The organism is Pseudomonas sp. MAFF 730105 (genome assembly GCF_055380705.1).
Window position 1 is genome coordinate 5,626,109 of record NZ_AP018438.1, and the last position, 19,622, is coordinate 5,645,730.

General features: G+C 61.3%; 18 protein-coding genes and 1 pseudogene. 9 read left to right on the forward strand and 10 right to left on the reverse strand.

Going from position 1 to position 19,622, the window contains the following annotated elements:
- Positions 1-5: 5 nt before the first annotated feature.
- From pssA to PCOSP_RS24625, 4 genes and pseudogenes are all read right to left on the reverse strand, one after another.
- Entirely contained in the window at positions 6-863 is an 858-nt protein-coding gene (pssA, locus tag PCOSP_RS24610) for a CDP-diacylglycerol--serine O-phosphatidyltransferase (RefSeq protein WP_041020669.1), read from the reverse strand.
- 144 nt (positions 864-1,007) lie between these two features.
- The gene (gene ilvC / locus PCOSP_RS24615; RefSeq protein ID WP_024779611.1) at positions 1,008-2,024 is read right to left on the reverse strand and encodes a ketol-acid reductoisomerase; all 1,017 of its coding nucleotides are present in this window, start codon (positions 2,022-2,024) and stop codon (positions 1,008-1,010) included.
- A 45-nt stretch (positions 2,025-2,069) separates the two neighbouring features.
- Complete coding sequence (gene ilvN, locus PCOSP_RS24620; RefSeq protein WP_003205610.1) at positions 2,070-2,561, reverse strand: acetolactate synthase small subunit; 492 nt, start codon at positions 2,559-2,561, stop codon at positions 2,070-2,072.
- A gap of 2 nt (positions 2,562-2,563) precedes the next feature.
- Positions 2,564-4,287 (reverse strand): annotated as a pseudogene (locus PCOSP_RS24625) (acetolactate synthase 3 large subunit).
- A 400-nt stretch (positions 4,288-4,687) separates the two neighbouring features.
- Here PCOSP_RS24625 and PCOSP_RS24630 point away from each other — a divergent pair.
- The gene (locus PCOSP_RS24630) at positions 4,688-5,110 is read left to right on the forward strand and encodes a DUF4124 domain-containing protein (RefSeq protein ID WP_464709702.1); all 423 of its coding nucleotides are present in this window, start codon (positions 4,688-4,690) and stop codon (positions 5,108-5,110) included.
- A gap of 6 nt (positions 5,111-5,116) precedes the next feature.
- Here the strand turns inward: PCOSP_RS24630 and PCOSP_RS24635 are convergent, their stop codons facing one another.
- The 3 genes from PCOSP_RS24635 to mrcB are packed head-to-tail and all read right to left on the reverse strand — an operon-like array spanning position 5,117 to position 8,500.
- Positions 5,117-5,446, reverse strand: a complete 330-nt coding sequence (locus PCOSP_RS24635) for a YqcC family protein (RefSeq protein WP_055129265.1) — start codon at positions 5,444-5,446, stop codon at positions 5,117-5,119.
- Complete coding sequence (locus PCOSP_RS24640) at positions 5,446-6,165, reverse strand: tetratricopeptide repeat protein (RefSeq protein ID WP_464709703.1); 720 nt, start codon at positions 6,163-6,165, stop codon at positions 5,446-5,448. The genes PCOSP_RS24635 and PCOSP_RS24640 overlap by 1 nt, the downstream gene beginning before the upstream one ends.
- A gap of 16 nt (positions 6,166-6,181) precedes the next feature.
- Positions 6,182-8,500, reverse strand: coding sequence for a penicillin-binding protein 1B (gene mrcB / locus PCOSP_RS24645; protein WP_139649740.1), 2,319 nt, complete (start codon positions 8,498-8,500; stop codon positions 6,182-6,184).
- A gap of 140 nt (positions 8,501-8,640) precedes the next feature.
- Between mrcB and PCOSP_RS24650 the strand changes: the two genes are divergently transcribed.
- The 3 genes from PCOSP_RS24650 (at position 8,641) to PCOSP_RS24660 (ending at position 11,109) form a co-directional block, all read left to right on the forward strand.
- Positions 8,641-10,197 carry a bifunctional aminoglycoside phosphotransferase/ATP-binding protein gene (locus tag PCOSP_RS24650; protein ID WP_175363808.1) on the forward strand — a complete coding sequence of 519 codons (1,557 nt, stop codon included), beginning with the start codon at positions 8,641-8,643 and terminating at the stop codon, positions 10,195-10,197.
- Between the two features lie 91 nt (positions 10,198-10,288).
- Positions 10,289-10,630 carry a pentapeptide repeat-containing protein gene (locus tag PCOSP_RS24655; RefSeq protein WP_139649745.1) on the forward strand — a complete coding sequence of 114 codons (342 nt, stop codon included), beginning with the start codon at positions 10,289-10,291 and terminating at the stop codon, positions 10,628-10,630.
- 206 nt (positions 10,631-10,836) lie between these two features.
- A complete protein-coding gene (locus PCOSP_RS24660; RefSeq protein WP_024779602.1) occupies positions 10,837-11,109 on the forward strand; it encodes a TfoX/Sxy family protein in 273 nt (90 codons plus the stop codon).
- A 217-nt stretch (positions 11,110-11,326) separates the two neighbouring features.
- Here the strand turns inward: PCOSP_RS24660 and PCOSP_RS24665 are convergent, their stop codons facing one another.
- Positions 11,327-12,169: a ChaN family lipoprotein gene (locus PCOSP_RS24665; protein WP_464711997.1), complete on the reverse strand. Its 843-nt coding sequence runs from the start codon at positions 12,167-12,169 to the stop codon at positions 11,327-11,329.
- 151 nt (positions 12,170-12,320) lie between these two features.
- Here PCOSP_RS24665 and PCOSP_RS24670 point away from each other — a divergent pair, with 151 nt between their 5' ends.
- On the forward strand, positions 12,321-12,638 hold the full coding sequence (locus tag PCOSP_RS24670; protein ID WP_139649749.1) for a Rieske (2Fe-2S) protein: 318 nt from the start codon (positions 12,321-12,323) through the stop codon (positions 12,636-12,638).
- On the opposite strand, the gene sfsA is transcribed toward PCOSP_RS24670, so the two are convergent.
- The gene (sfsA, locus tag PCOSP_RS24675) at positions 12,594-13,349 is read right to left on the reverse strand and encodes a DNA/RNA nuclease SfsA (protein ID WP_139649751.1); all 756 of its coding nucleotides are present in this window, start codon (positions 13,347-13,349) and stop codon (positions 12,594-12,596) included. The genes PCOSP_RS24670 and sfsA overlap by 45 nt on opposite strands.
- The gene (locus PCOSP_RS24680; protein WP_464709705.1) at positions 13,349-14,521 is read right to left on the reverse strand and encodes a pyridoxal phosphate-dependent aminotransferase; all 1,173 of its coding nucleotides are present in this window, start codon (positions 14,519-14,521) and stop codon (positions 13,349-13,351) included. Before PCOSP_RS24680 ends, sfsA begins: the two co-directional genes overlap by 1 nt.
- Positions 14,522-14,871: 350 nt before the next feature.
- On the opposite strand from PCOSP_RS24680, the gene dksA reads away from it, so the two are divergent.
- The 4 genes from dksA (at position 14,872) to PCOSP_RS24700 (ending at position 19,607) form a co-directional block, all read left to right on the forward strand.
- Positions 14,872-15,315 carry an RNA polymerase-binding protein DksA gene (gene dksA / locus PCOSP_RS24685; RefSeq protein WP_024779597.1) on the forward strand — a complete coding sequence of 148 codons (444 nt, stop codon included), beginning with the start codon at positions 14,872-14,874 and terminating at the stop codon, positions 15,313-15,315.
- A 210-nt stretch (positions 15,316-15,525) separates the two neighbouring features.
- Positions 15,526-16,416, forward strand: a complete 891-nt coding sequence (gluQRS, locus tag PCOSP_RS24690; RefSeq protein ID WP_139649754.1) for a tRNA glutamyl-Q(34) synthetase GluQRS — start codon at positions 15,526-15,528, stop codon at positions 16,414-16,416.
- A gap of 76 nt (positions 16,417-16,492) precedes the next feature.
- Positions 16,493-16,669, forward strand: a complete 177-nt coding sequence (locus PCOSP_RS24695) for a hypothetical protein (protein ID WP_003176118.1) — start codon at positions 16,493-16,495, stop codon at positions 16,667-16,669.
- Positions 16,653-19,607 (forward strand): sensor histidine kinase, encoded by a 2,955-nt coding sequence (locus tag PCOSP_RS24700; RefSeq protein ID WP_175363812.1) that lies wholly within the window; start codon positions 16,653-16,655, stop codon positions 19,605-19,607. The genes PCOSP_RS24695 and PCOSP_RS24700 overlap by 17 nt, the downstream gene beginning before the upstream one ends.
- The last annotated feature ends 15 nt before the right edge of the window (positions 19,608-19,622 follow it).

Sequence of the window (19,622 nt, forward strand, 5' to 3'; positions counted from 1 at the left end):
TTACATCACTCGGCGCTTTTGTGACGACGCAGGCGCAACAGGTACTGAACCGGGCCGGACGCGGCATAGGCAAGGAATACCAGCAGCAGGATACGCGGCGGATCGCTGAAGACCACCGCGAACACCAGCACCACCGCCAGGATGGCCACGAATGGCACACGCCCCTTCAGATCAAGCTCCTTGAAGCTGTTGTACTTGATGTTGCTGACCATCAGCATACCGGCCGCCGCCACCAGCAGTGCCACCAGGAAGGACATCTTCGAACCCTGGATGCCATAGTCACTGAACGCCCAGACCACACCCGCCACGACGCCCGCCGCAGCCGGGCTCGCCAGGCCGATGAAGTAGCGCTTGTCGGCCTTGCCGACCTGGGTGTTGAAACGCGCCAGGCGCAACGCGGCGCCCGCCACATAAATGAAGGCGACCATCCAGCCGACCTTGCCCATGTCCCCCAGCGCCCAACCGAACGCCAGCAAGGCCGGGGCCACGCCGAAAGCGACCATGTCCGACAGGGAATCGTACTCGGCCCCGAATGCGCTCTGGGTATTGGTCATGCGGGCCACGCGCCCGTCCAGGCCATCGAGCACCATGGCGACAAAGATCGCGATGGCGGCGAAAGCAAAATAACGGCTCGCCCCCGCGCTATCACCAGCGCTCAACGCAGCCTGGGCGCTCATGGAGCTGATGATCGAGTAGAAACCGGCAAACAGGTTGGCGGTGGTAAACAGATTCGGCAGCAGATAGATGCCACGATGCCGGACCTTACGGCCTTCAGCGTCATGACCTTCCTCGACGTGTTCATCGATGGGCAACATGCTTTCGGCGTCAGGAGCCTGGTTTGGCTCGTCGGGACGTTCGCTCATGGACAGTACCTTGCAACGGTGTGAAAAAATTCGACAGGTGTCTGGGACGAGGGTTCGGCCGCAAACGATGCAGCTTTATACCAGAAGCCATCGCCCAAACGAAAAAACGCGGCCGAGGCCGCGTTTTTCGATCAAGCCCGCGACTCAGTTCTTGGCTTTGTCGACGATCTTGTTGGCGCTGATCCAAGGCATCATCGAGCGCAGTTGCTCGCCGATGATCTCGATGCCGTGGGCAGCGTTGTTGCGACGCTTGGCGGTCATCGAAGGATAGCCGGTAGCGCCTTCGCTGATGAACATCTTGGCGTATTCGCCGTCCTGAATACGTTTCAGGGCGTTGCGCATAGCCTGGCGGGACTCGGCGTTGATCACTTCCGGACCGGTCACGTACTCGCCGTATTCGGCGTTGTTGGAGATCGAGTAGTTCATGTTGGCGATACCGCCTTCGTACATGAGGTCAACGATCAGCTTCAGTTCGTGCAGGCACTCGAAGTAGGCCATTTCCGGCGCGTAGCCCGCTTCAACCAGGGTTTCGAAACCGGCTTTAACCAGCTCGACGGTACCGCCGCACAGAACGGCCTGCTCACCGAACAGGTCGGTTTCGGTCTCGTCCTTGAAGGTGGTTTCGATGATGCCGGTACGGCCGCCGCCAACGCCCGCAGCGTAGGACAGGGCCACGTTCTTGGCGTTGCCCGAAGCGTCCTGGTAGATCGCGATCAGGTCAGGGATACCGCCACCCTTGACGAACTCGGAACGCACGGTGTGACCCGGAGCCTTCGGCGCGATCATGATCACGTCGAGGTCAGCGCGTGGCACGACCTGGTTGTAATGGATCGAGAAACCGTGGGAGAAGGCCAGGGTAGCGCCCTTCTTGATGTTCGGTTCGATTTCGTCGCGATACAGTGCGCCCTGGAATTCGTCCGGGGTCAGGATCATGACCAGGTCGGCAGCGGCAACGGCGGAAGCCACGTCAGCCACTTTCAGGCCGTGGGCTTCTGCCTTGGCAACGGTGGCCGAGCCTTTACGCAGGCCGACGGTCACGTCAACACCGGAGTCCTTCAGGTTGCACGCCTGGGCGTGACCCTGGGAACCGTAGCCGATGATGGCGACTTTCTTGCCCTGGATGATCGACAGATCGCAATCTTTATCGTAGAAAACTTTCATGAATTTCCCCTATATCCGGCCGCTCAGGCCATTCGCTAATTTGGTTTAGATGCTCAGTACTTTGTCGCCACGGGCAATGCCGGTGACACCACTGCGTACGGTTTCCAGAATCGAGGCAGTGCCGATCGATTGAATGAAGCTGTCGAGCTTGTCGCTGGTACCGGTCAACTGAACGGTATAGACGCTGGCGCTGACATCGACGATCTGCCCACGATAAATATCGGTAGTGCGCTTGATCTCGGCGCGCTGGGCGCCGGTGGCCTTGACCTTGACCAGCATCAGTTCGCGCTCGATGTGAGCACTTTCCGACAGGTCCACGAGCTTGACCACCTCGATCAGCTTGTTCAGGTTCTTGGTGATCTGCTCGATGATTTCATCGTGGCCCACGGTGGTCAGCGTCAGACGCGACAGGGTCGGGTCTTCGGTTGGCGCCACCGTCAGGCTTTCGATGTTGTAGTTGCGCTGCGAGAACAGGCCCACTACGCGAGACAGAGCACCCGGTTCGTTTTCCAGAAGCAGGGAAATAATATGCCGCATGATTAGGTACGCTCCGTCTTGCTCAGCCACATATCGCGCATGGAACCGTCTTTGATCTGCATCGGGTAGACGTGTTCGCTGGTGTCGACTGCAATATCGATGACCACCAGGCGATCCTTCATGGCGAACGCCTCCTCCATCTTCGACTTCAGGTCCTTCGATTCGGTGATGCGCACGCCGACGTGACCATAGGCCTCGGCCAGCTTGACGAAATCAGGCAGCGATTCCATGTACGAGTGCGAGTGACGGCTGCCGTAGCTCATGTCCTGCCATTGGCGAACCATGCCCAGCACACCGTTGTTCAGGATCACGATCTTCACCGGCAAACCGTATTGCAGGCAGGTGGACAGCTCCTGGATGTTCATCTGGATGCTGCCCTCGCCGGTGACGCAGGCGACGTCGACATCCGGGAAGCTCAACTTGATGCCCATGGCCGCCGGGAAACCGAAGCCCATGGTGCCCAGGCCACCGGAGTTGATCCAGCGGTTGGGCTTGTTGAACGTATAGTATTGCGCAGCGAACATCTGGTGCTGGCCCACGTCGGAGGTTACAAAGGCATCGCCCTTGGTCACTTCGCAAAGGGTTTCGATCACGGTCTGCGGCTTGATCACGCTACCGTCGCCCTTGTCATAGGGGAACAGGCCACGGTCGCCACGCCACTCATCGACCTGCTTCCACCAACTGGCCACGGACTCCTTGTTCGGGGTCTCGCCGATTTCCTTGAGGATCGCGACCATTTCGGTCAGGACACTCTCCACAGGACCGACAATCGGCACGTCTGCCTTGATGGTCTTGGAAATGGACGCAGGGTCGATGTCGATGTGGATGATCTTGGCGTTCGGGCAGAACTTCGCCGCACCGTTGATGACCCGGTCATCGAAACGCGCACCGACGGCCAGGATCACATCGGCATGGTGCATCGCCAGGTTGGCGGTGTAGCTGCCGTGCATGCCGAGCATACCGATGAACTGACGGTCGGTGCCCGGGAAGGCGCCCAGGCCCATCAGCGTATTGGTGACCGGCAGGTTGAGCATCTTCGCCAGTTCGGTCAGCGGCGCGGAGCCGCCACCGAGGATCACGCCCCCCCCGAATACAACACGGGACGCTTGGCCGCCAGGAGCATTTCGGCTGCCTTGCGGATCTGCCCGGAGTGACCGCGTACGGCCGGGCTGTAGGAGCGCAGCTTGGCTTTTTTCGGAAAGATGTATTCGAACTTCTCGGCCGGGTTGGTCATGTCTTTCGGGACATCGACCACCACAGGGCCCGGACGACCGGATTCAGCCAGGTAGAAGGCCTTCTTCATGACTTCCGGGATTTCCGACGGGTGCTTGATCATGAAGCTGTGCTTCACGATCGGCCGGGAGATACCGATCATGTCGGTTTCCTGGAACGCATCAGTGCCAACCATGGTGCTGGGCACCTGGCCGGAAATGATCACCATCGGGATCGAGTCCATGTAGGCGGTGGCGATACCGGTGATGGCGTTCGTGGCGCCTGGACCGGAAGTCACCAACACCACGCCGGCCTTGCCGGTGGCGCGGGCGTAGCCGTCAGCCATGTGGGTCGCCGCCTGCTCGTGACGAACCAGGATGTGGGTCACTTCCGGTTCTTTGAACAGGGCATCATAGACATGAAGAAGAGCACCACCCGGGTACCCGTAGATATATTTGACGCCTTCGTCACGCAAGAAGCGGACGAGCATCTCACCGCCAGATAAAAGCTCCACGTTGTTCACCTCTAAAACGCCAGAATACCGCCCCTCAAAAGGGGACGGGTCTTAATAGGTTTACTTCTCGGCAGAGCATGAGCGACGGTGGTCGCCGACTACGTCAGCACTGACTGAGCAAGTATTGGGATCGTCCCAAGTGTTGCGGGCCTTTCCCACCCAGCGCGAGGTAACGCGTTGCGGGTGTAACAGGTCGACGCGGATATGCGCCTCATGATCTGCCGAGTGGGCCTGCTTCTGGCAGTCCCTCTACAGCGGACTTTGGATTCTTCTGTTTCGCCTTCTGCAAGTCAAGTCGTCTATGTGCTTTATTCGAAGTAAGCGCATGAGAACGCAAGAAAAAACCTTTAAACGGCAACTGTGTTAGCTTCAATTGCGCAACCCCTGACAAGGAAACAGCATGCGAATGTTCATACTGACGGCCAGCCTGCTGGTTGGCCTGAGCCCGATGTGCATGGCCGGTCAGATCTACAAATGGGTGGACGCCCAGGGGGTGACTCACTTCAGCGCCCAGCCACCCGATGGCGCAGGGGCCACGACCGTGATCAAGTCCTCACCGCCCGTCGGCAAACCGCCCGCGCCACCCTCCGCCGGCACCATTGGCGACCAAAAGGCCATTGACGAGCAGGTCAAGCAGCAAGTGGCTGACCAGGAAGCCCAGCTCAAGGTGTTCTGCGAGCAGGCCCGGACCAACCTCGCACAATTGAAGAACAACCCACGGGTTCGTGAAGACGTGGAGGGGGAAATGCGCCGCCTCACTGACGAGGAACGACGCCAGCGAATCGACGAGACGAGCAAGCAGATCGAGGAACACTGCCAGTGACGGCAGTCAGCTGACGTCGCTGATCAACCGGTCGAACTGCGACAGCAACCGCTGCAACTCGATGCCCTGCCCTGGTCGCTGGGCATAGACCATTTCCGCCATGGCAAGGATGCCCGAGGCGTTGGGCAGCGGCAGGTCATTTTCCAGGATGGCTTTCATCCGTGGCAGGAAAATCCATTGCAGCCATTGCTCGAAGTCCAGGGTGTCGACCGCGAACGGCTCGACACTGGCCAGCGCTTCGACCGAAGGCGAAACGCTGCTCCACCAGCCCTGGACCCGCAACTCCCGCTCGATCAGCAGCAACTGATCGGCGATCTGGGGAAAACGCGTATCCATCAGAGCGAAACCTTGGCCTTCTGACGGGCCAGCGCCGCGCCGGCCGAATCGCCTTGTTTCTCACGCGCCTGGGCGATCAGTTCCCACAGGCTGGCCTGAAGGGCCGGACGACCGCTGGTGAATGTCAGACCGCGACGGGCCAGTTGTTCGGCTTGCGGCGCATCGCCCTGGGCCATGCGTACCTGGGCCAGGCGATAAAGAACCTGGGGTTCACGCGGCGCTACGCGCTGGGCACGTTCCAGACTGGAAGAGGCACCGTTGAGGTCGCCACTGGCCTGTTGCTGTTGAGCGGTCGTCAGCAGGGCCAACACCGGGCCATCCAGTTGCTCATCGGCGGACAGGCCACCGGAGCCAGCCGACGGAATGCTGCCGGGCGAGGCAGGCATGCTGTAGCTGCCCTGATTGATCGGCGAGGTTTCGATAGGGCCAGGCGTGATGGGTCCGGGCGTGATCGGCGTAGTGCTGATCGGCGCCGAGGTCGTGGCACCGCCACCGGGCACCATCACGACCACTCCGGTGTCGCCTTGAGGAATCGCCTGGGCCTGGCCTTGCACCGGCCGTTTCACCGTCGTTTGACGGAAGCCGCCGCTTGCCGACACCCGCTCACTGTTGGAAACGGCAGTGCCGGAGTCGACAACCGGAATCGAGCCGCGCTGTACGGTCGAGCAACCACTGAGCAAAGCCACGGCAGTTACCGCTGGAATCAACCACTTGTTCACGTGAAACCCTCTTTGCTTAATTCATCCAGTCCTTGACCCAATCCATCACCGACTCGGCTGGATTCTGTCCGCCGCAGGCGGCACCGGGTGGTGGTTCGCTGCCGCGAATATACGGCATCTGCACCGCGCCCGGGCAATTGGCATCGGAGCCTTGTCCGGTGCGCGAATCGACCCAGGCCTGAACGACGTTGTCCGGCTGCGGCATGTCCAGCGGCAATGGGTCGGCCTTGCGCATGAAGCTGGTCCAGACCTGCAATGCGCCCGTGGCGCCGGTGAACGGCGTCTTGCCGTTGTCATCGCGACCGAGCCAGACCACGGCCAGCAGGTCCTGGCTGAAACCGGCGAACCAGCTGTCACGGGAATCGTTACTGGTACCGGTCTTGCCCGCCAGCGTCAGGGTTCGGGGCAGCACGTTATAGACCGAGCTGCCGGTACCTTCACGCATGACCCGCTGCATGGCGCTCTGGATCAGGTAGATGGAACCCGGATCGAAACGCTGCTGAATCTGGAACGGATAACGCTTGAGTGGCTCACCGTCGGCGGTGAGCACGCTGCGGATCCCGCGCATCGGCGTATTGAAGCCGCCGTTGGCCAGCGTCTGGTACATGGCCGCAACCTCGATCGGCGTGAGGCCACCGGCTCCCAGCAGCATCGACGGGAAGGCCGGCAATTCGCGGCTGACCCCCAGACGCGCCAATGTCTTGAGCACATTCGGCACACCGACTTCCAGCCCAAGGCGAGCCGTGGACAAGTTGTAGGAATGCGCCAGCCCCTGATACAGGAAAACCGTACCGTGGGAGCGCCGGTCATAGTTCTGCGGTTTCCAGACCTGGCCGTCCGCGCCCTTGACCGAGAACACCTCGTCCGACAGCCAACTGGTCAGTGTGTACTGGCTTGGTTTTTCCAGGGCGGTAAGGTACACCGCCGGCTTGATCAGCGAGCCGATCGGGCGCACGGCATCCAGGGCCCGGTTGAAACCGGCGAAACTGGCCTGGCGGCTGCCGATCATGGCCTGGACTTCACCGGTTTCCGGGTTGGTCACCACCATGGCGGCTTCCACATCCTCGGCACCCTTGCGCGCACCCAGACGCTTGAAAGTATCCTCGACCGACGCTTCGGCTTTCATCTGCAGGATCGGGTCGAAACTGGTGAAGATCCGCAGGCCTTCTTCGGTCAAGTCTTCGTCGCGGTAGTCTTCACGCAGTTGCCGTTTGACCAGGTCGAGGAAACCGGGGAACGAGCTGTCCGCCAGGCTGCCGCGCTTGGTCACGCCCAATGGCATTTTCTTCGCTGCTTCGACCTGCTCGGCCGTCGCCACGCCTTGTTGTTGCAGCAGGTCGAGCACCAGGTTGCGACGTTCGAGGGCCCGCTCCGGATTACGCCGCGGGTTGTAGGAAGACGGCCCCTTGACCATGCCCACCAGCAGCGCCACCTGATGCAGCTTGAGTTCGGACAACGGCTGGCTGAAGAAGAACTGGCTGGCGAGGCCAAAACCGTGCACCGCCCGCTGACCGTCCTGGCCGATGAAGACCTCATTGAGGTACGCCTCGAGGATCTCCTGCTTGTCGTAATGCAACTCCAGCAACAACGCCATCATGGCTTCGGTGAGCTTGCGGGTGAGGCTACGCTCGTTGGTCAGGTAGAAGTTCTTGACCAACTGTTGGGTCAGGGTACTGCCACCCTGGCGCATATGGCCCGAGGACGTGTTGACCCAGATGGCCCGGGCAATCGACTTGGGCGAGACGCCGAAGTGATGGTAGAAATCCCGGTCTTCGACAGCGACCAGCGTATCGATCAGGAACGGCGGCACCTGGTCGATCTTGATCAGGATCCGGTCTTCGAGGTTCTTCGGATACAGGCCGCCGATCAACAGCGGCTCGAGGCGCACCACCGAAAGACTGGCATTGTTGGCACCCGTCAACGCGGCCACGTAGTCGCCGGAAAACCGCACGCGCACCGCTTGCGCCTGCTCCATGCCTTCATAGAACTGGAAGCCACGGGTATTGAGATCGACAGTGTTGCCATTGACGGAAGCTTCGCCCGGGCCGTTGGCCACACTTTCACGGCGATAGCCCAGGGCGTCGAGTTCGGTGAGGAAGTCGTCCTTGCTCAGCTTCTGTCCGACGAACAGCTCCAGCGGCCGGGCGTAGACCTTGGCCGGGATCGTCCAGCGCTTGCCGGAGAACTTCTCCTGGACCACCGCATCGAGGTAGACGGCAAAACCGGCAAGCACGACAAGGCCCACCAGGCCGAGTTTAAGGGCCCAGCCCAGCCAGGGCCGCAGGCGGCTGGCGGGTGGTTTCTTGGGGGTACGGGGGGATCGGGTACGAGTCATGGCGGCGGATTATACGCACTTTGCGATGGTTCAACATGAGCCCGATAAGCTGCGTGATGCACAGGCCATCCGGTTTGCGTTAATGCAGCTTGCCGCCATAATGACGGCCTTGAATTTTTCCAGACTCTGAAGGATCGCCTGTGAGCCAGACCCTGATCGCTGCCCTGCAAAACCCGGCCCTCTATCCGCACCCCGTCGAAGGGTTCCAGGTCATCGAAACCCACATTTCCTGGGTCTTGCTCACCGGTCCTTACGCCTACAAGTTCAAGAAGCCGGTCAATTTCGGCTTCCTCGACTTCACCGAGCTCGACGCCCGCAAGCATTTCTGCGGCGAAGAGCTGCGCCTGAACCAGCGCTTGACCCGGGACCTGTACCTGGAAGTGTTGCCGATCACCGGCAGCGCCGAAGCGCCACAGTTGAATGGTGACGGACCGGCGATCGAATATGCCCTGAAGATGCGTCAGTTCCCGCAAAGCCAGTTGCTCAGCACGTTGCAGGCCAACGGTGAACTGACCACCGCCCACGTCGACGAAATGGCCGAGCAGATTGCCCGGTTCCACCTCTCCACGCCCAAGGTTCCCGCCGAAAACCCGGCCGGCACCCCGGACAGCGTGATGGCACCGGTGCGGCAGAATTTCGAACAGATCCTCCCGTTCCTCAGCGACAAGGCTGACCTGGCGCAACTCGAGGCCCTGCAAGCCTGGGCTGAAAGCAGTTTCGAACGCCTCAAGCCGCTGTTCATCCAGCGCAAGGCCGAAGGCTTCATCCGCGAATGCCATGGCGACATCCACCTGGGCAACGCCACCGTGATCGATGGCAATGTGGTGATTTTCGACTGCATCGAGTTCAACGAACCGTTCCGTTTCACCGACGTCTACGGCGACACGGCATTCCTGGCGATGGACCTGGAAGACCGCGGGCTCAAGTCCCTGGCCCGGCGATTCGTCAGCCAGTACCTGGAGCTGACCGGCGATTACCAGGGCCTGGAACTGCTGAACTTCTACAAAGCCTACCGGGCCCTGGTCCGGGCCAAGATCGCCTTGTTCAGCATGCCGGCCGAAGCCGACCCGGTGCAACGCGCCACCACCCTGCGCCAGTACCGCAACTACGCCAACCTGGCAGAGAGCTACAGCACCATTCCGTCGCCATTCCTGGCCATTACCCATGGTGTTTCAGCCGTAGGCAAAAGCCACGTCGCGATGCGCCTGGTGGAAGCGCTGGGGGCGATTCGCCTGCGTTCGGACGTGGAACGCAAGCGCCTGTTCGGTGAGCAACAGGTGCCGAACGATCCCCAGGCCGGCATCTATAGCAGCGATGCCAGCAGCGCCACGTATGCGCGCTTGCATGAAATCGCCGGCGGGATCCTGCGCGCCGGGTTCCCGGTGGTGATCGATGCCACGTACCTCAAGCGCGAGCAGCGTGAAGCCGCAGCGAAAATCGCCGAAGCGACGGGCACCCCGTTCCTGATCCTCGATTGCAATGCTCCGCAAGCGGTCATCGAAAACAGGCTGGCGCAGCGTCAGGCCGATCAGAAAGACCCTTCCGACGCGACCCTGGCCGTCATCGCTGCACAGCAGGCCAACCGCGAAGCGCTGACGCCGGAGGAAATCCTCTGCAGCAAACCGGTCCAGACCAATGAAAGCGGCACGCTCGACAACGTGGTCGCGCAGATTCGCCAACGCCTGCCAGGCCTGTAAGCAACTATTTCGACCGTGAAGCGACACCTGGCTTCACGGTCGCCAAATACTGGCACTATACTGGCGCCATAAAACCAACAGGTGACATGACATGAACCGCCCAAAGATTCTCGACACGCCGCTGTATGCCTTGCTGCGCAAAGACGACATTGCAGGCTTCAATAAAGAACGCCCTCAAGGCCCGGTTGACTTGCGCGGCGGCGATTTTCGCGGGCTCGACCTGCGGGAATTGAATGTGGACGACGTCGACTTCACGGACGCTTACTTCCGTTCCGCTGATTTGCGTGGCGTCGATTTCCGCAAGTCGAAGCTGGAAGGCGCGAGCCTGGCCCATGCGCAGATCTCCGGCGCCTATTTCCCACCCGAGCTGTCGGCCGACGAAATTCTGATGTCGATGAACTTCGGCACCCGGTTGCGCTACCGTACCCGCTGATTTGCCAGAAAAGGCAAACCCGCACGACCAAATCCAGCGCCCCCGCCCGCGCTGGATGGGGTCCGTCGCCACTGGTTTTCCCTCATCGTGCGTTATGCCTTAGAAGCTTTTGCGACAATCCTGCCAAAGAATCACGCTTTTCCTACTGAGCGCTACACTCCTGAGAAGCTTGCCCACTGAACAGTCGGCCGTCGCAAGGAGGCTCGATGAATGATGAACTGCAACACCTGAAAAATCTGGGCAAGACGTCGGCCCAATGGCTACACGCCGTGGGCATCCACAGCGCCTCGGATCTGCGTCGACTCGGAGCGGTCGATGCCTATCGTGCGGTACGCACGCGTGGTTTCCGGGCCTCCAAGGTGTTGCTGTACGCGATTGAAGGCGCGCTGATGGATATGCACTGGAATGACATCCCCGCCGAACGCAAGGAAGCATTGAACAAGCAATTGGACGCCATTTCCACACGCCACAAAGCCTGATGCCCTTGGTTATCGACATAAACCATCGCGGTTATTGCGACGAACTGGAAAACAACGTTTGACATGGTAATGAGAATCGCTATGATTACCACATCCGGTCGCGAGACTGGTCGATATTTGAAAAGCCCTTGGTTCGGACTCTCAGATATCTCCTCATCAGGCTAATCACGGTTATTTGACCCGGCTCTTGCCGGGTCTTTTTTTGTCCGCGAGAAGCCTACGGCTGTCCGCGCATTTGCGCGCAATAATCCACGGGTGGCGTGGCCGGTGTGTACCATACGTAATCCGCCATGGCCGATGTGACCTCGCTGCCCTCCTCGGCCAGCATCAGGACCACCGGTGCTTCACCTGCCCCAAGGTCCAGGACATGCAGCGGTACGCCAATATCCTTGCGTCCATGCCAGGCACCTGCAAACAACAATGCGGGAGTTGGCGCCGCCAGCAATCGCTCGGCCATGCGCCGATCGCGTTGTTGCTGAACGGCCACCATCGCCGGCATCTGCGATTCCGGCAGCAGGCCGCAGTGGGCATCGCGAATCTGCCCCAGCAGCTCTTCTTTTACCGCCGCCCCTTTGGAGCGAACACCGCTCAAGCCTGGCGCTTGCCGGTAGAAGCGCTTGATTTCGACAGCATCCAGGTTCGCGGCCAACAACGGATAAGGTTGCGCCAGTGCGTATTCGACGACAGGTCCATAGAGGTTCCAATCCCAACCCGGCGACCAATCCAGCGCGTCAGGCAAGTTTTCCGGCATGGCAGGTTGCTGGCGGACCCCATCGATCCGCGACTGCTGGCTTGGCGTCAGCATTTCCAGCAATAGACTGCCTTGCGCCCGTTGCCCGGCCAGGGCCTGGAGCAGCCATAATTGCAGCGCGTGATGATCCGGGTTGTCATGCTGCTCTCCCACGATAACCCGAGGCGCCTTCGCCAGACGTTCGACCAGAACCCTGGGCGCAACAGACTGACCGTTGTGCAGGTCACGGATCCGCCCGCTGATCGGTGGCGGTGCGATGCTCTGGCAGGCGGTCAAGGTACTCAAGACCAGAATCAGGATCAGGCGCATCGGGCAGCGTTCTCGACGAAGTTGTTCATGAATGGGCATGGAATCGTCAGGCGAGTACTCTCGACCCGACATTTGATGAATACTTCTATCTGACCGTCAACTGTGAAGTTACTCCCACAGGGAGGCATTCAACATCCGCATCGAGACTCACATGAAATTTCTGTGCAGCAACGCCGAACTGCCCGACAACGACAGTCGCGGTTTCGACATTGAGGGGCGCAAGGTGCTGGCGGTACGGCGTGCGGGTCAGGTTCATGTGTATCTCAACCGCTGTCCGCACCGTGGCGTACCGCTGGAATGGCAACCCGACCGGTTCCTCGACGCCAGTGCCAGCCTGATCCAGTGCGCCACCCACGGCGCGCTGTTTCTGATCGAAAGCGGCGAATGCGTGGCCGGTCCTTGTGCCGGCCAGTTCCTGGTGGCGCTAGACAGCCGGGAGAACGCGCAAGGCATCTGGGTCAAGGTGTAGCGGCTCGAGCAACACTGGCAACGCACGGTCCACCCACATCTGCTCGGGCGTCAGCGTGACCCCGTAGGCCAGCACCTGCACACCCGCCGCGGCCGCTTCGCGCAGGGCTGCCGCATAGCCCGGGTCGATTTCCTCGGCCGGGCGCACTGCGTCGATGCCGCTCAGGTTCACGCAATACAACTGCACCGCCCTCGTACCTTCGCGAGCCAGGCAGGCCAATTCCCTCAAGTGCTTGGCGCCGCGCTGCGTCACGGCATCGGGAAACGCGGCGACGTTCGTGCCATCGAAACCCAGGGTGACGCTCTTGACTTCGACCCAGGCCGAACCGTGCTCGTAATCCAGGCGAAAATCGATACGACTGTTCTCCACGCCGTAGGCCACTTCCCGCTTTAACCCGATGAAGCCATTGAGCTCGCTGATCACCCCGGCACGCAACGCCTCTTCGATCAAGCCATTGGCCCGCCCGGTGTTGATGCAAGCCAGCCGCCCCTGGGGGGTTTCGCCGACTTCCCAGGTTCCGGGCAGCTTGCGTTTGGGATCGCTGGAACGACTGAACCAGACCCGTGCGCCTTCGGCCATGCAATTGAGCATCGAACCGGTATTGGGACAGTGGATCGTCAGCTGTTCGCCATCAAGGGTTTCGATATCGGCAAGGAAACGCTTGTAGCGCCGAATCAGTCGACCTTCTTCCAGGGCAGGAGAAAAGCGCATCAGCCTTGCCAGCTCCGCAGTCCGCGCGCGATTCGCTCCACCGCTTCCTGTAGCCGCGGCAGACTCTGGGTGTAGGCGAAGCGCACATGGTGCCCAGCCTGATGACGGCCGAAGTCCAGGCCGGGGGTGAACGCCACGTGTTCGGTTTCCAGGAAGTGCTGGCAGAAGGCAAAGGCATCGCCACCGAATGCGCGGATATCGGCATAGAGGTAGAACGCGCCTTCCGGCTCGACCGCAATGCCGAAACCCAACTCACGCAAGGCCGGCAGCAAGAAATCCCGGCGTAGCGCGAACTCGGCCCGACGCTGCTCGAAGATCTCGATGGTCGCTGGCTCGAAACAGGCCAGGGCCGCGTACTGGGCCATGCTTGGCGCGCTGATGTAGAGGTTCTGCGCCAGTTTTTCCAACTCACTGACGGCGGCCGAAGGCGCCACCAGCCAGCCCAATCGCCAGCCGGTCATGCCGAAATACTTGGAAAAACTATTCAGGACGAAGGCATCGTCGTCGACTTCCAGCACGCTGGCGGCCTCGGTGCCATAGGTCAGGCCGTGATAGATCTCATCCACCACCAGATGGCCCTTACGTGCCTTGATTGCCTTCGACAGCCCGGCCAGTTCATCCCGGGAAAGCAGCGTTCCGGTCGGATTGGCCGGCGACGCCACCAGCGCACCGACGCTGTCCTGGTCCCAATGCCGGTCCACCAGCTCAGGGGTCAACTGGTAACGCACCTCCGGCCCCACCGGCACCAGCTGCGCCGCGCCTTCCACCAACCGCAGGAAGTGACGGTTGCAGGGGTAGCCCGGGTCCGCCAGCAACCAGTGTTTACCCGGGTCTACCAGCAAGGCGCTGGCCAGTAGCAATGCACCGGACCCACCCGGCGTGATCAGGATACGTCGGGGGTCGATGCTCACCCCGTAGCGCTGCCCGTAGAAACCGGCAATGGCTTCCCGCAGTTCGGGGATGCCGCGAGCGGCGGTGTAGCGGGTCTTGCCCGCCGCCAGCGCGACCTGACCGGCCTGGATGATCGGCTCGGCCGTGGTGAAGTCCGGCTCGCCGATCTCCAGGTGGATGACGTCGTGTCCGGCGGCCTGCAGTTCATTGGCACGGGCCAGCAACGCCATCACATGGAAAGGTTCGATGGCGCGACTGCGCGCACTGTAGGACTGAGCCATTAGCCTTCCTTCGCATAAAAAAGAACCGATTCTACCCAACTCTCCGCCCAAGTCAGAAACAACTGCGGGAACGAGCGCGAACCTGAAGCGGTCATAGCCCCGGATTGCAGGAAATGACTCCGGCGATTGGCCCAGGCTTGACTAGAATCAAGCATTGAGCAGGATGACCTCTTCACCGAACCGAACCCGGCCATGCCTTGCGAGGCCCCGCCCGCCGCAGGCTCGACAACCGGGAGTGGCGCGGCCCGATTCGATCTGGTAAGTTCGCCCGCTTGCAGCCGCAGGGCCGGCAGGTGTCGGTGATGGAGCAATCCTGCGTAGTGGATTACAAGAGTAGAGGCGGTCCATTCATGCCCACCCAAGCAAAGCAAAATCAAAATCAGTCGCTCAGCGGGTTTGAGCCTTATGTCCCTAAAGCGGGCGAAGAGTACATGGGCGCCCCCATGCGCGCGCACTTCACCAAGATCCTGAACAAGTGGAAACAGGACTTGATGCAGGAAGTCGACCGCACCGTGGACCACATGAAAGACGAGGCGGCCAACTTCCCCGACCCGGCCGACCGTGCCAGCCAGGAAGAAGAATTCAGCCTGGAACTGCGCGCACGTGACCGTGAGCGCAAGTTGATCAAGAAGATCGACAAGACGTTGCAACTGATCGAAGACGAAGAATACGGCTGGTGCGAGTCCTGCGGCATCGAGATCGGCATCCGCCGGCTGGAAGCCCGCCCGACGGCCGACTTGTGCATCGACTGCAAGACCCTGGCGGAAATCAAGGAAAAACAGGTCGGCAAGTAATTTGCCTGAGCTGTTACCGAAAAACGGAGCGTTCATACGCTCCGTTTTTTGTTTGCACCAGGTTCCCTACTCAGAACGTGTGCCCCCCTTGTGGGAGCGAGCCTGCTCGCGATAGCGCCAGATCAGTCACCTCTGCGGTGGCAGGCATACCACTATCGCGAGCAGGCTCGCTCCCACAAAGGGGCAGTGTTCCTCCACTATTATTTTCCTATGACTGCCACCTCCTCCTACATCGGACGCTTCGCCCCCACTCCCAGCGGCCACCTGCATTTCGGCTCGCTGGTCGCGGCCCTGGCGTCGTACCTGGACGCCAGGGCCGCTGGCGGACGCTGGCTGTTGCGCATGGAAGACCTCGATCCGCCCCGGGAAGAACCCGGCGCGCAAGTGGCGATTCTCAAGGCCCTGGAGAGCTATGGCTTCGAATGGGACGGTGAGATGGTCCGCCAGAGCGAACGCCATGAGGCCTACGATCAGGTGATCAACCGCCTGTTCAGCCAAGGCCTGGCTTATGCCTGCACCTGTTCGCGCAAACAACTGGAGGCGTATCAGGGTGTGTATCCGGGGTTGTGCCGCAACGCCGGGCACAGCACCGAAGACGCCGCCATCCGCCTGCGCGTCCCCGAGCTCGAGTACCACTTCATCGACCGGGTACAAGGCGAGTTCCGCCAGCATCTGGGCCGCGAGGTCGGCGATTTTGTCATCCGGCGCCGCGACGGGCTCTATGCTTATCAACTGGCCGTGGTGCTGGACGACGCCTGGCAAGGAGTGACCGATATCGTGCGCGGCGCCGACCTGCTGGACTCCACACCCCGCCAACTCTATCTGCAAGAGTTGCTCGGGCTGCCACAGCCGCGCTACCTGCATGTGCCGTTGATCACCCAACCGGACGGACACAAGCTGGGCAAGTCCTACCGTTCGCCACCGCTGGCGGCCGACCAGGCCACGCCGTTGCTGCGCAGGGCCTTGCGCGCACTGGGTCAGGAATCCGGCGTCGAACTGGCCGACGCCAGCCCTCGGGAGCTGCTGGCCTGGGGCGTTCGCCACTGGGATGCGGCACGGATCCCGCGCACAATGACCCTGCCCGAGGCGCAAATACGTTGACGGCCCTTGCAGCTTGGCGCCCATCCGTTACCATCGCCGCACGTTTTCGGGCACGCGCTTAAAAAGAGAGGCCGGGATGTACATCTATCGCTTGGTCCTGCTCCTGGTAGTGGGGATTTATCTGTTCTCCCCGGCCATCATGGATTGGTGGATCGATGCCACGGGTGCCTGGTATCGGCCATATCTGCTCTGGCTGATCCTGATCGTCGTGACCTTCATCCTGCAGAGCCAAAAAGATGCCGATGAGCTTTAGCCTGACCCAGATGATCCTGATCAGTGCGGCCTACCTGGCGGTACTGTTCGGCGTGGCCTGGATCAGTGAACGGGGCATGATCCCCCGGGCGATCATCCGCCATCCGCTGACCTACACCCTGTCGCTGGGGGTCTACGCCAGTGCGTGGGCGTTCTACGGTACGGTCGGGCTGGCCTACCAGTATGGCTATGGCTTCCTGTCCAGTTACCTGGGTGTGTCGGGAGCCTTCCTGCTGGCGCCAGTGTTGCTGTACCCGATCCTGAAAATCACCCGCACCTACCAGTTGTCGTCCCTGGCTGACCTGTTCGCCTTTCGTTTCCGCAGCACCTGGGCCGGTGCGCTGACCACGATCTTCATGCTCGTGGGCGTGTTGCCGTTGCTGGCCCTGCAGATGCAGGCCGTGGCCGACTCCATCAGCATCCTGACCCACGAGCCGGTGCAGCACCGGGTGGCGCTGAGCTTCTGCGTCCTGATCATCCTGTTCACCATTTTCTTCGGTTCCCGGCACATCGCCACCCGGGAAAAACACGAAGGCCTGGTGTTCGCCATCGCCTTCGAGTCGGTGATCAAGCTGATCGCCATCGGTGGCGTCGGCCTCTACGCGCTGTACGGTGTGTTCAACGGCCCGCAACAGCTTGAACTGTGGCTGCTGCAGAACCAGACCGCCCTCGCCGCCCTGCACACACCGTTGCAGGAAGGCCCGTGGCGTACGCTGTTGCTGGTGTTCTTCGCGTCAGCGATCGTGATGCCGCACATGTACCACATGACCTTCACCGAAAACCTCAACCCACGCTCGCTGGTGAGCGCGAGCTGGGGTCTGCCGCTGTTCCTGCTGCTGATGAGCCTGGCGGTGCCGCTGATCCTGTGGGCCGGGTTGAAGCTGGGGGCCAGTACCAATCCGGAATACTTCACCCTCGGCATCGGCATCGCCGCCAACAATCACGCCTTGGCCCTGCTGGCCTATATCGGCGGCCTGTCGGCGGCCAGCGGCCTGATCATCGTGACCACCCTGGCGCTGTCGGGCATGGCCCTCAACCACCTGGTGCTGCCGCTCTACCAACCACCGGCCGAGGGCAATATCTACCGCTGGCTGAAATGGACCCGGCGGGCACTGATCGTCGCGATCATCATGGCCGGCTACGGCTTCTACCTGATGCTGGGAGATGGCCAGGACCTGGCCAACCTGGGCATTGTCGCCTTCGTTGCCACCTTGCAGTTCCTGCCGGGCGTGTTGTCGGTGCTGTACTGGCCGACTGCCAACCGCCGCGGCTTTATCGCCGGCTTGCTGGCGGGCATCCTGGTCTGGCTGGTTGCCATGCTGTTGCCGCTGCTGGGCAACCTGCAAGGCTTCTATATCCCGTTGCTGAACATGATCTATGTGCTCGACGACACCAGTTGGCACATGGCGGCCATCGCCTCGCTGGCGGCGAACGTGCTGATGTTCACCCTGATCTCGCTGTTCACCAACGCCAGCAGCGAAGAAGCCAGCGCCGCCGAAGCCTGCGCCGTGGACAACGTTCGCCGCCCGCAACGCCGTGAACTGCACGCGGCCTCGCCCCAGGAGTTCGCCACGCAATTGGCCAAACCCCTGGGTGCAAAGGCCGCGCAAAAGGAAGTCGAACAGGCCCTGCGGGACCTTTACCTGCCTTTCGACGAGCGTCGCCCCTATGCCTTGCGTCGCCTGCGGGACCGGATCGAAGCCAACCTGTCCGGCCTGATGGGTCCCAGCGTGGCCCAGGACATGGTCGAGACGTTCCTGCCCTACAAGGCCGGCGGCGAAAACTACGTCACCGAGGACATCCATTTCATCGAAAGCCGCCTCGAGGACTACCACTCGCGCCTCACCGGCCTTGCCGCCGAGCTGGATGCCCTGCGCCGTTATCACCGCCAGACCTTGCAGGAACTGCCGATGGGCGTGTGCTCCCTGGCCAAGGACCAGGAAATCCTGATGTGGAACAAGGCCATGGAAGAACTGACCGGAATCGCCGCCCAGCGTGTGGTGGGTTCACGCCTGAGCACCCTGGGCGAGCCATGGAAAGGTTTGTTGCAAGGCTTCATCGACTTGCCGGACGAGCACTTGCACAAACAGCACCTGGCCCTCGACGGCCAGACCCGCTGGCTGAACCTGCACAAGGCGGCCATCGACGAGCCGCTGGCGCCGGGCAACAGTGGCCTGGTGTTGCTGGTGGAAGACCTGACCGACACCCAGATGCTCGAAGACAAGCTGGTCCACTCCGAACGCCTGGCGAGCATCGGCCGGCTGGCAGCCGGGGTGGCCCACGAAATTGGCAACCCGATCACCGGCATCGCCTGCCTGGCGCAAAACCTGCGTGAAGAGCGCGAGGAGGATGGCGAACTGACGGAAATCAGCAGCCAGATACTTGAGCAGACCCGACGCGTGTCGCGTATCGTGCAGTCGCTGATGAGTTTCGCCCACGCCGGCGGGCACCAGCACAACGACGAGCCTGTCTGCCTGGCCGAAGTGGCCCAGGATGCCATTGGCCTGCTGGCCCTCAACCGGCGCAATTTCGAAGTGCAATTCTTCAACCTGTGCGACCCGGATCATTGGGTCGACGGCGATCCCCAGCGGCTCGCCCAGGTCCTGATCAACCTGCTGTCCAACGCCCGCGACGCCTCACCGGCCGGCAGCGCCGTGCGGGTCAAGAGCGAAGCCAGCGAACACACGATCGATCTGATCGTCGAAGACGAAGGCAGCGGTATTCCACAGAACATCATGGATCGATTGTTCGAACCCTTCTTCACCACCAAGGATCCTGGCGAAGGCACCGGACTGGGCCTTGCACTGGTCTATTCCATCGTTGAAGAGCATTATGGACAAATCACCATCGACAGCCCGGCCGATGTACAAGGCCAACGCGGCACCCGTATACGGGTGACCTTGCCGCGTCATGTCGAAGCGACGTCCGCTGTGAACTGAGACCGTCGAGAGAAT

Excerpts from the sequence above, each read along its gene's own strand:
- pssA (WP_041020669.1), bottom strand. The coding sequence starts at position 863 with ATGAGCGAACGTCCCGACGAGCCAAACCAGGCTCCTGACGCCGAAAGC.
- ilvC (WP_024779611.1), bottom strand. The coding sequence starts at position 2,024 with ATGAAAGTTTTCTACGATAAAGATTGCGATCTGTCGATCATCCAGGGC.
- ilvN (WP_003205610.1), bottom strand. The coding sequence starts at position 2,561 with ATGCGGCATATTATTTCCCTGCTTCTGGAAAACGAACCGGGTGCTCTG.
- PCOSP_RS24630 (WP_464709702.1), top strand. The coding sequence starts at position 4,688 with ATGCGAATGTTCATACTGACGGCCAGCCTGCTGGTTGGCCTGAGCCCG.
- PCOSP_RS24635 (WP_055129265.1), bottom strand. The coding sequence starts at position 5,446 with ATGGATACGCGTTTTCCCCAGATCGCCGATCAGTTGCTGCTGATCGAG.
- mrcB (WP_139649740.1), bottom strand. The coding sequence starts at position 8,500 with ATGACTCGTACCCGATCCCCCCGTACCCCCAAGAAACCACCCGCCAGC.
- PCOSP_RS24655 (WP_139649745.1), top strand. The coding sequence starts at position 10,289 with ATGAACCGCCCAAAGATTCTCGACACGCCGCTGTATGCCTTGCTGCGC.
- PCOSP_RS24660 (WP_024779602.1), top strand. The coding sequence starts at position 10,837 with ATGAATGATGAACTGCAACACCTGAAAAATCTGGGCAAGACGTCGGCC.
- PCOSP_RS24665 (WP_464711997.1), bottom strand. The coding sequence starts at position 12,169 with ATGCGCCTGATCCTGATTCTGGTCTTGAGTACCTTGACCGCCTGCCAG.
- PCOSP_RS24670 (WP_139649749.1), top strand. The coding sequence starts at position 12,321 with ATGAAATTTCTGTGCAGCAACGCCGAACTGCCCGACAACGACAGTCGC.
- sfsA (WP_139649751.1), bottom strand. The coding sequence starts at position 13,349 with ATGCGCTTTTCTCCTGCCCTGGAAGAAGGTCGACTGATTCGGCGCTAC.
- PCOSP_RS24680 (WP_464709705.1), bottom strand. The coding sequence starts at position 14,521 with ATGGCTCAGTCCTACAGTGCGCGCAGTCGCGCCATCGAACCTTTCCAT.
- dksA (WP_024779597.1), top strand. The coding sequence starts at position 14,872 with ATGCCCACCCAAGCAAAGCAAAATCAAAATCAGTCGCTCAGCGGGTTT.
- gluQRS (WP_139649754.1), top strand. The coding sequence starts at position 15,526 with ATGACTGCCACCTCCTCCTACATCGGACGCTTCGCCCCCACTCCCAGC.
- PCOSP_RS24695 (WP_003176118.1), top strand. The coding sequence starts at position 16,493 with ATGTACATCTATCGCTTGGTCCTGCTCCTGGTAGTGGGGATTTATCTG.
- PCOSP_RS24700 (WP_175363812.1), top strand. The coding sequence starts at position 16,653 with ATGCCGATGAGCTTTAGCCTGACCCAGATGATCCTGATCAGTGCGGCC.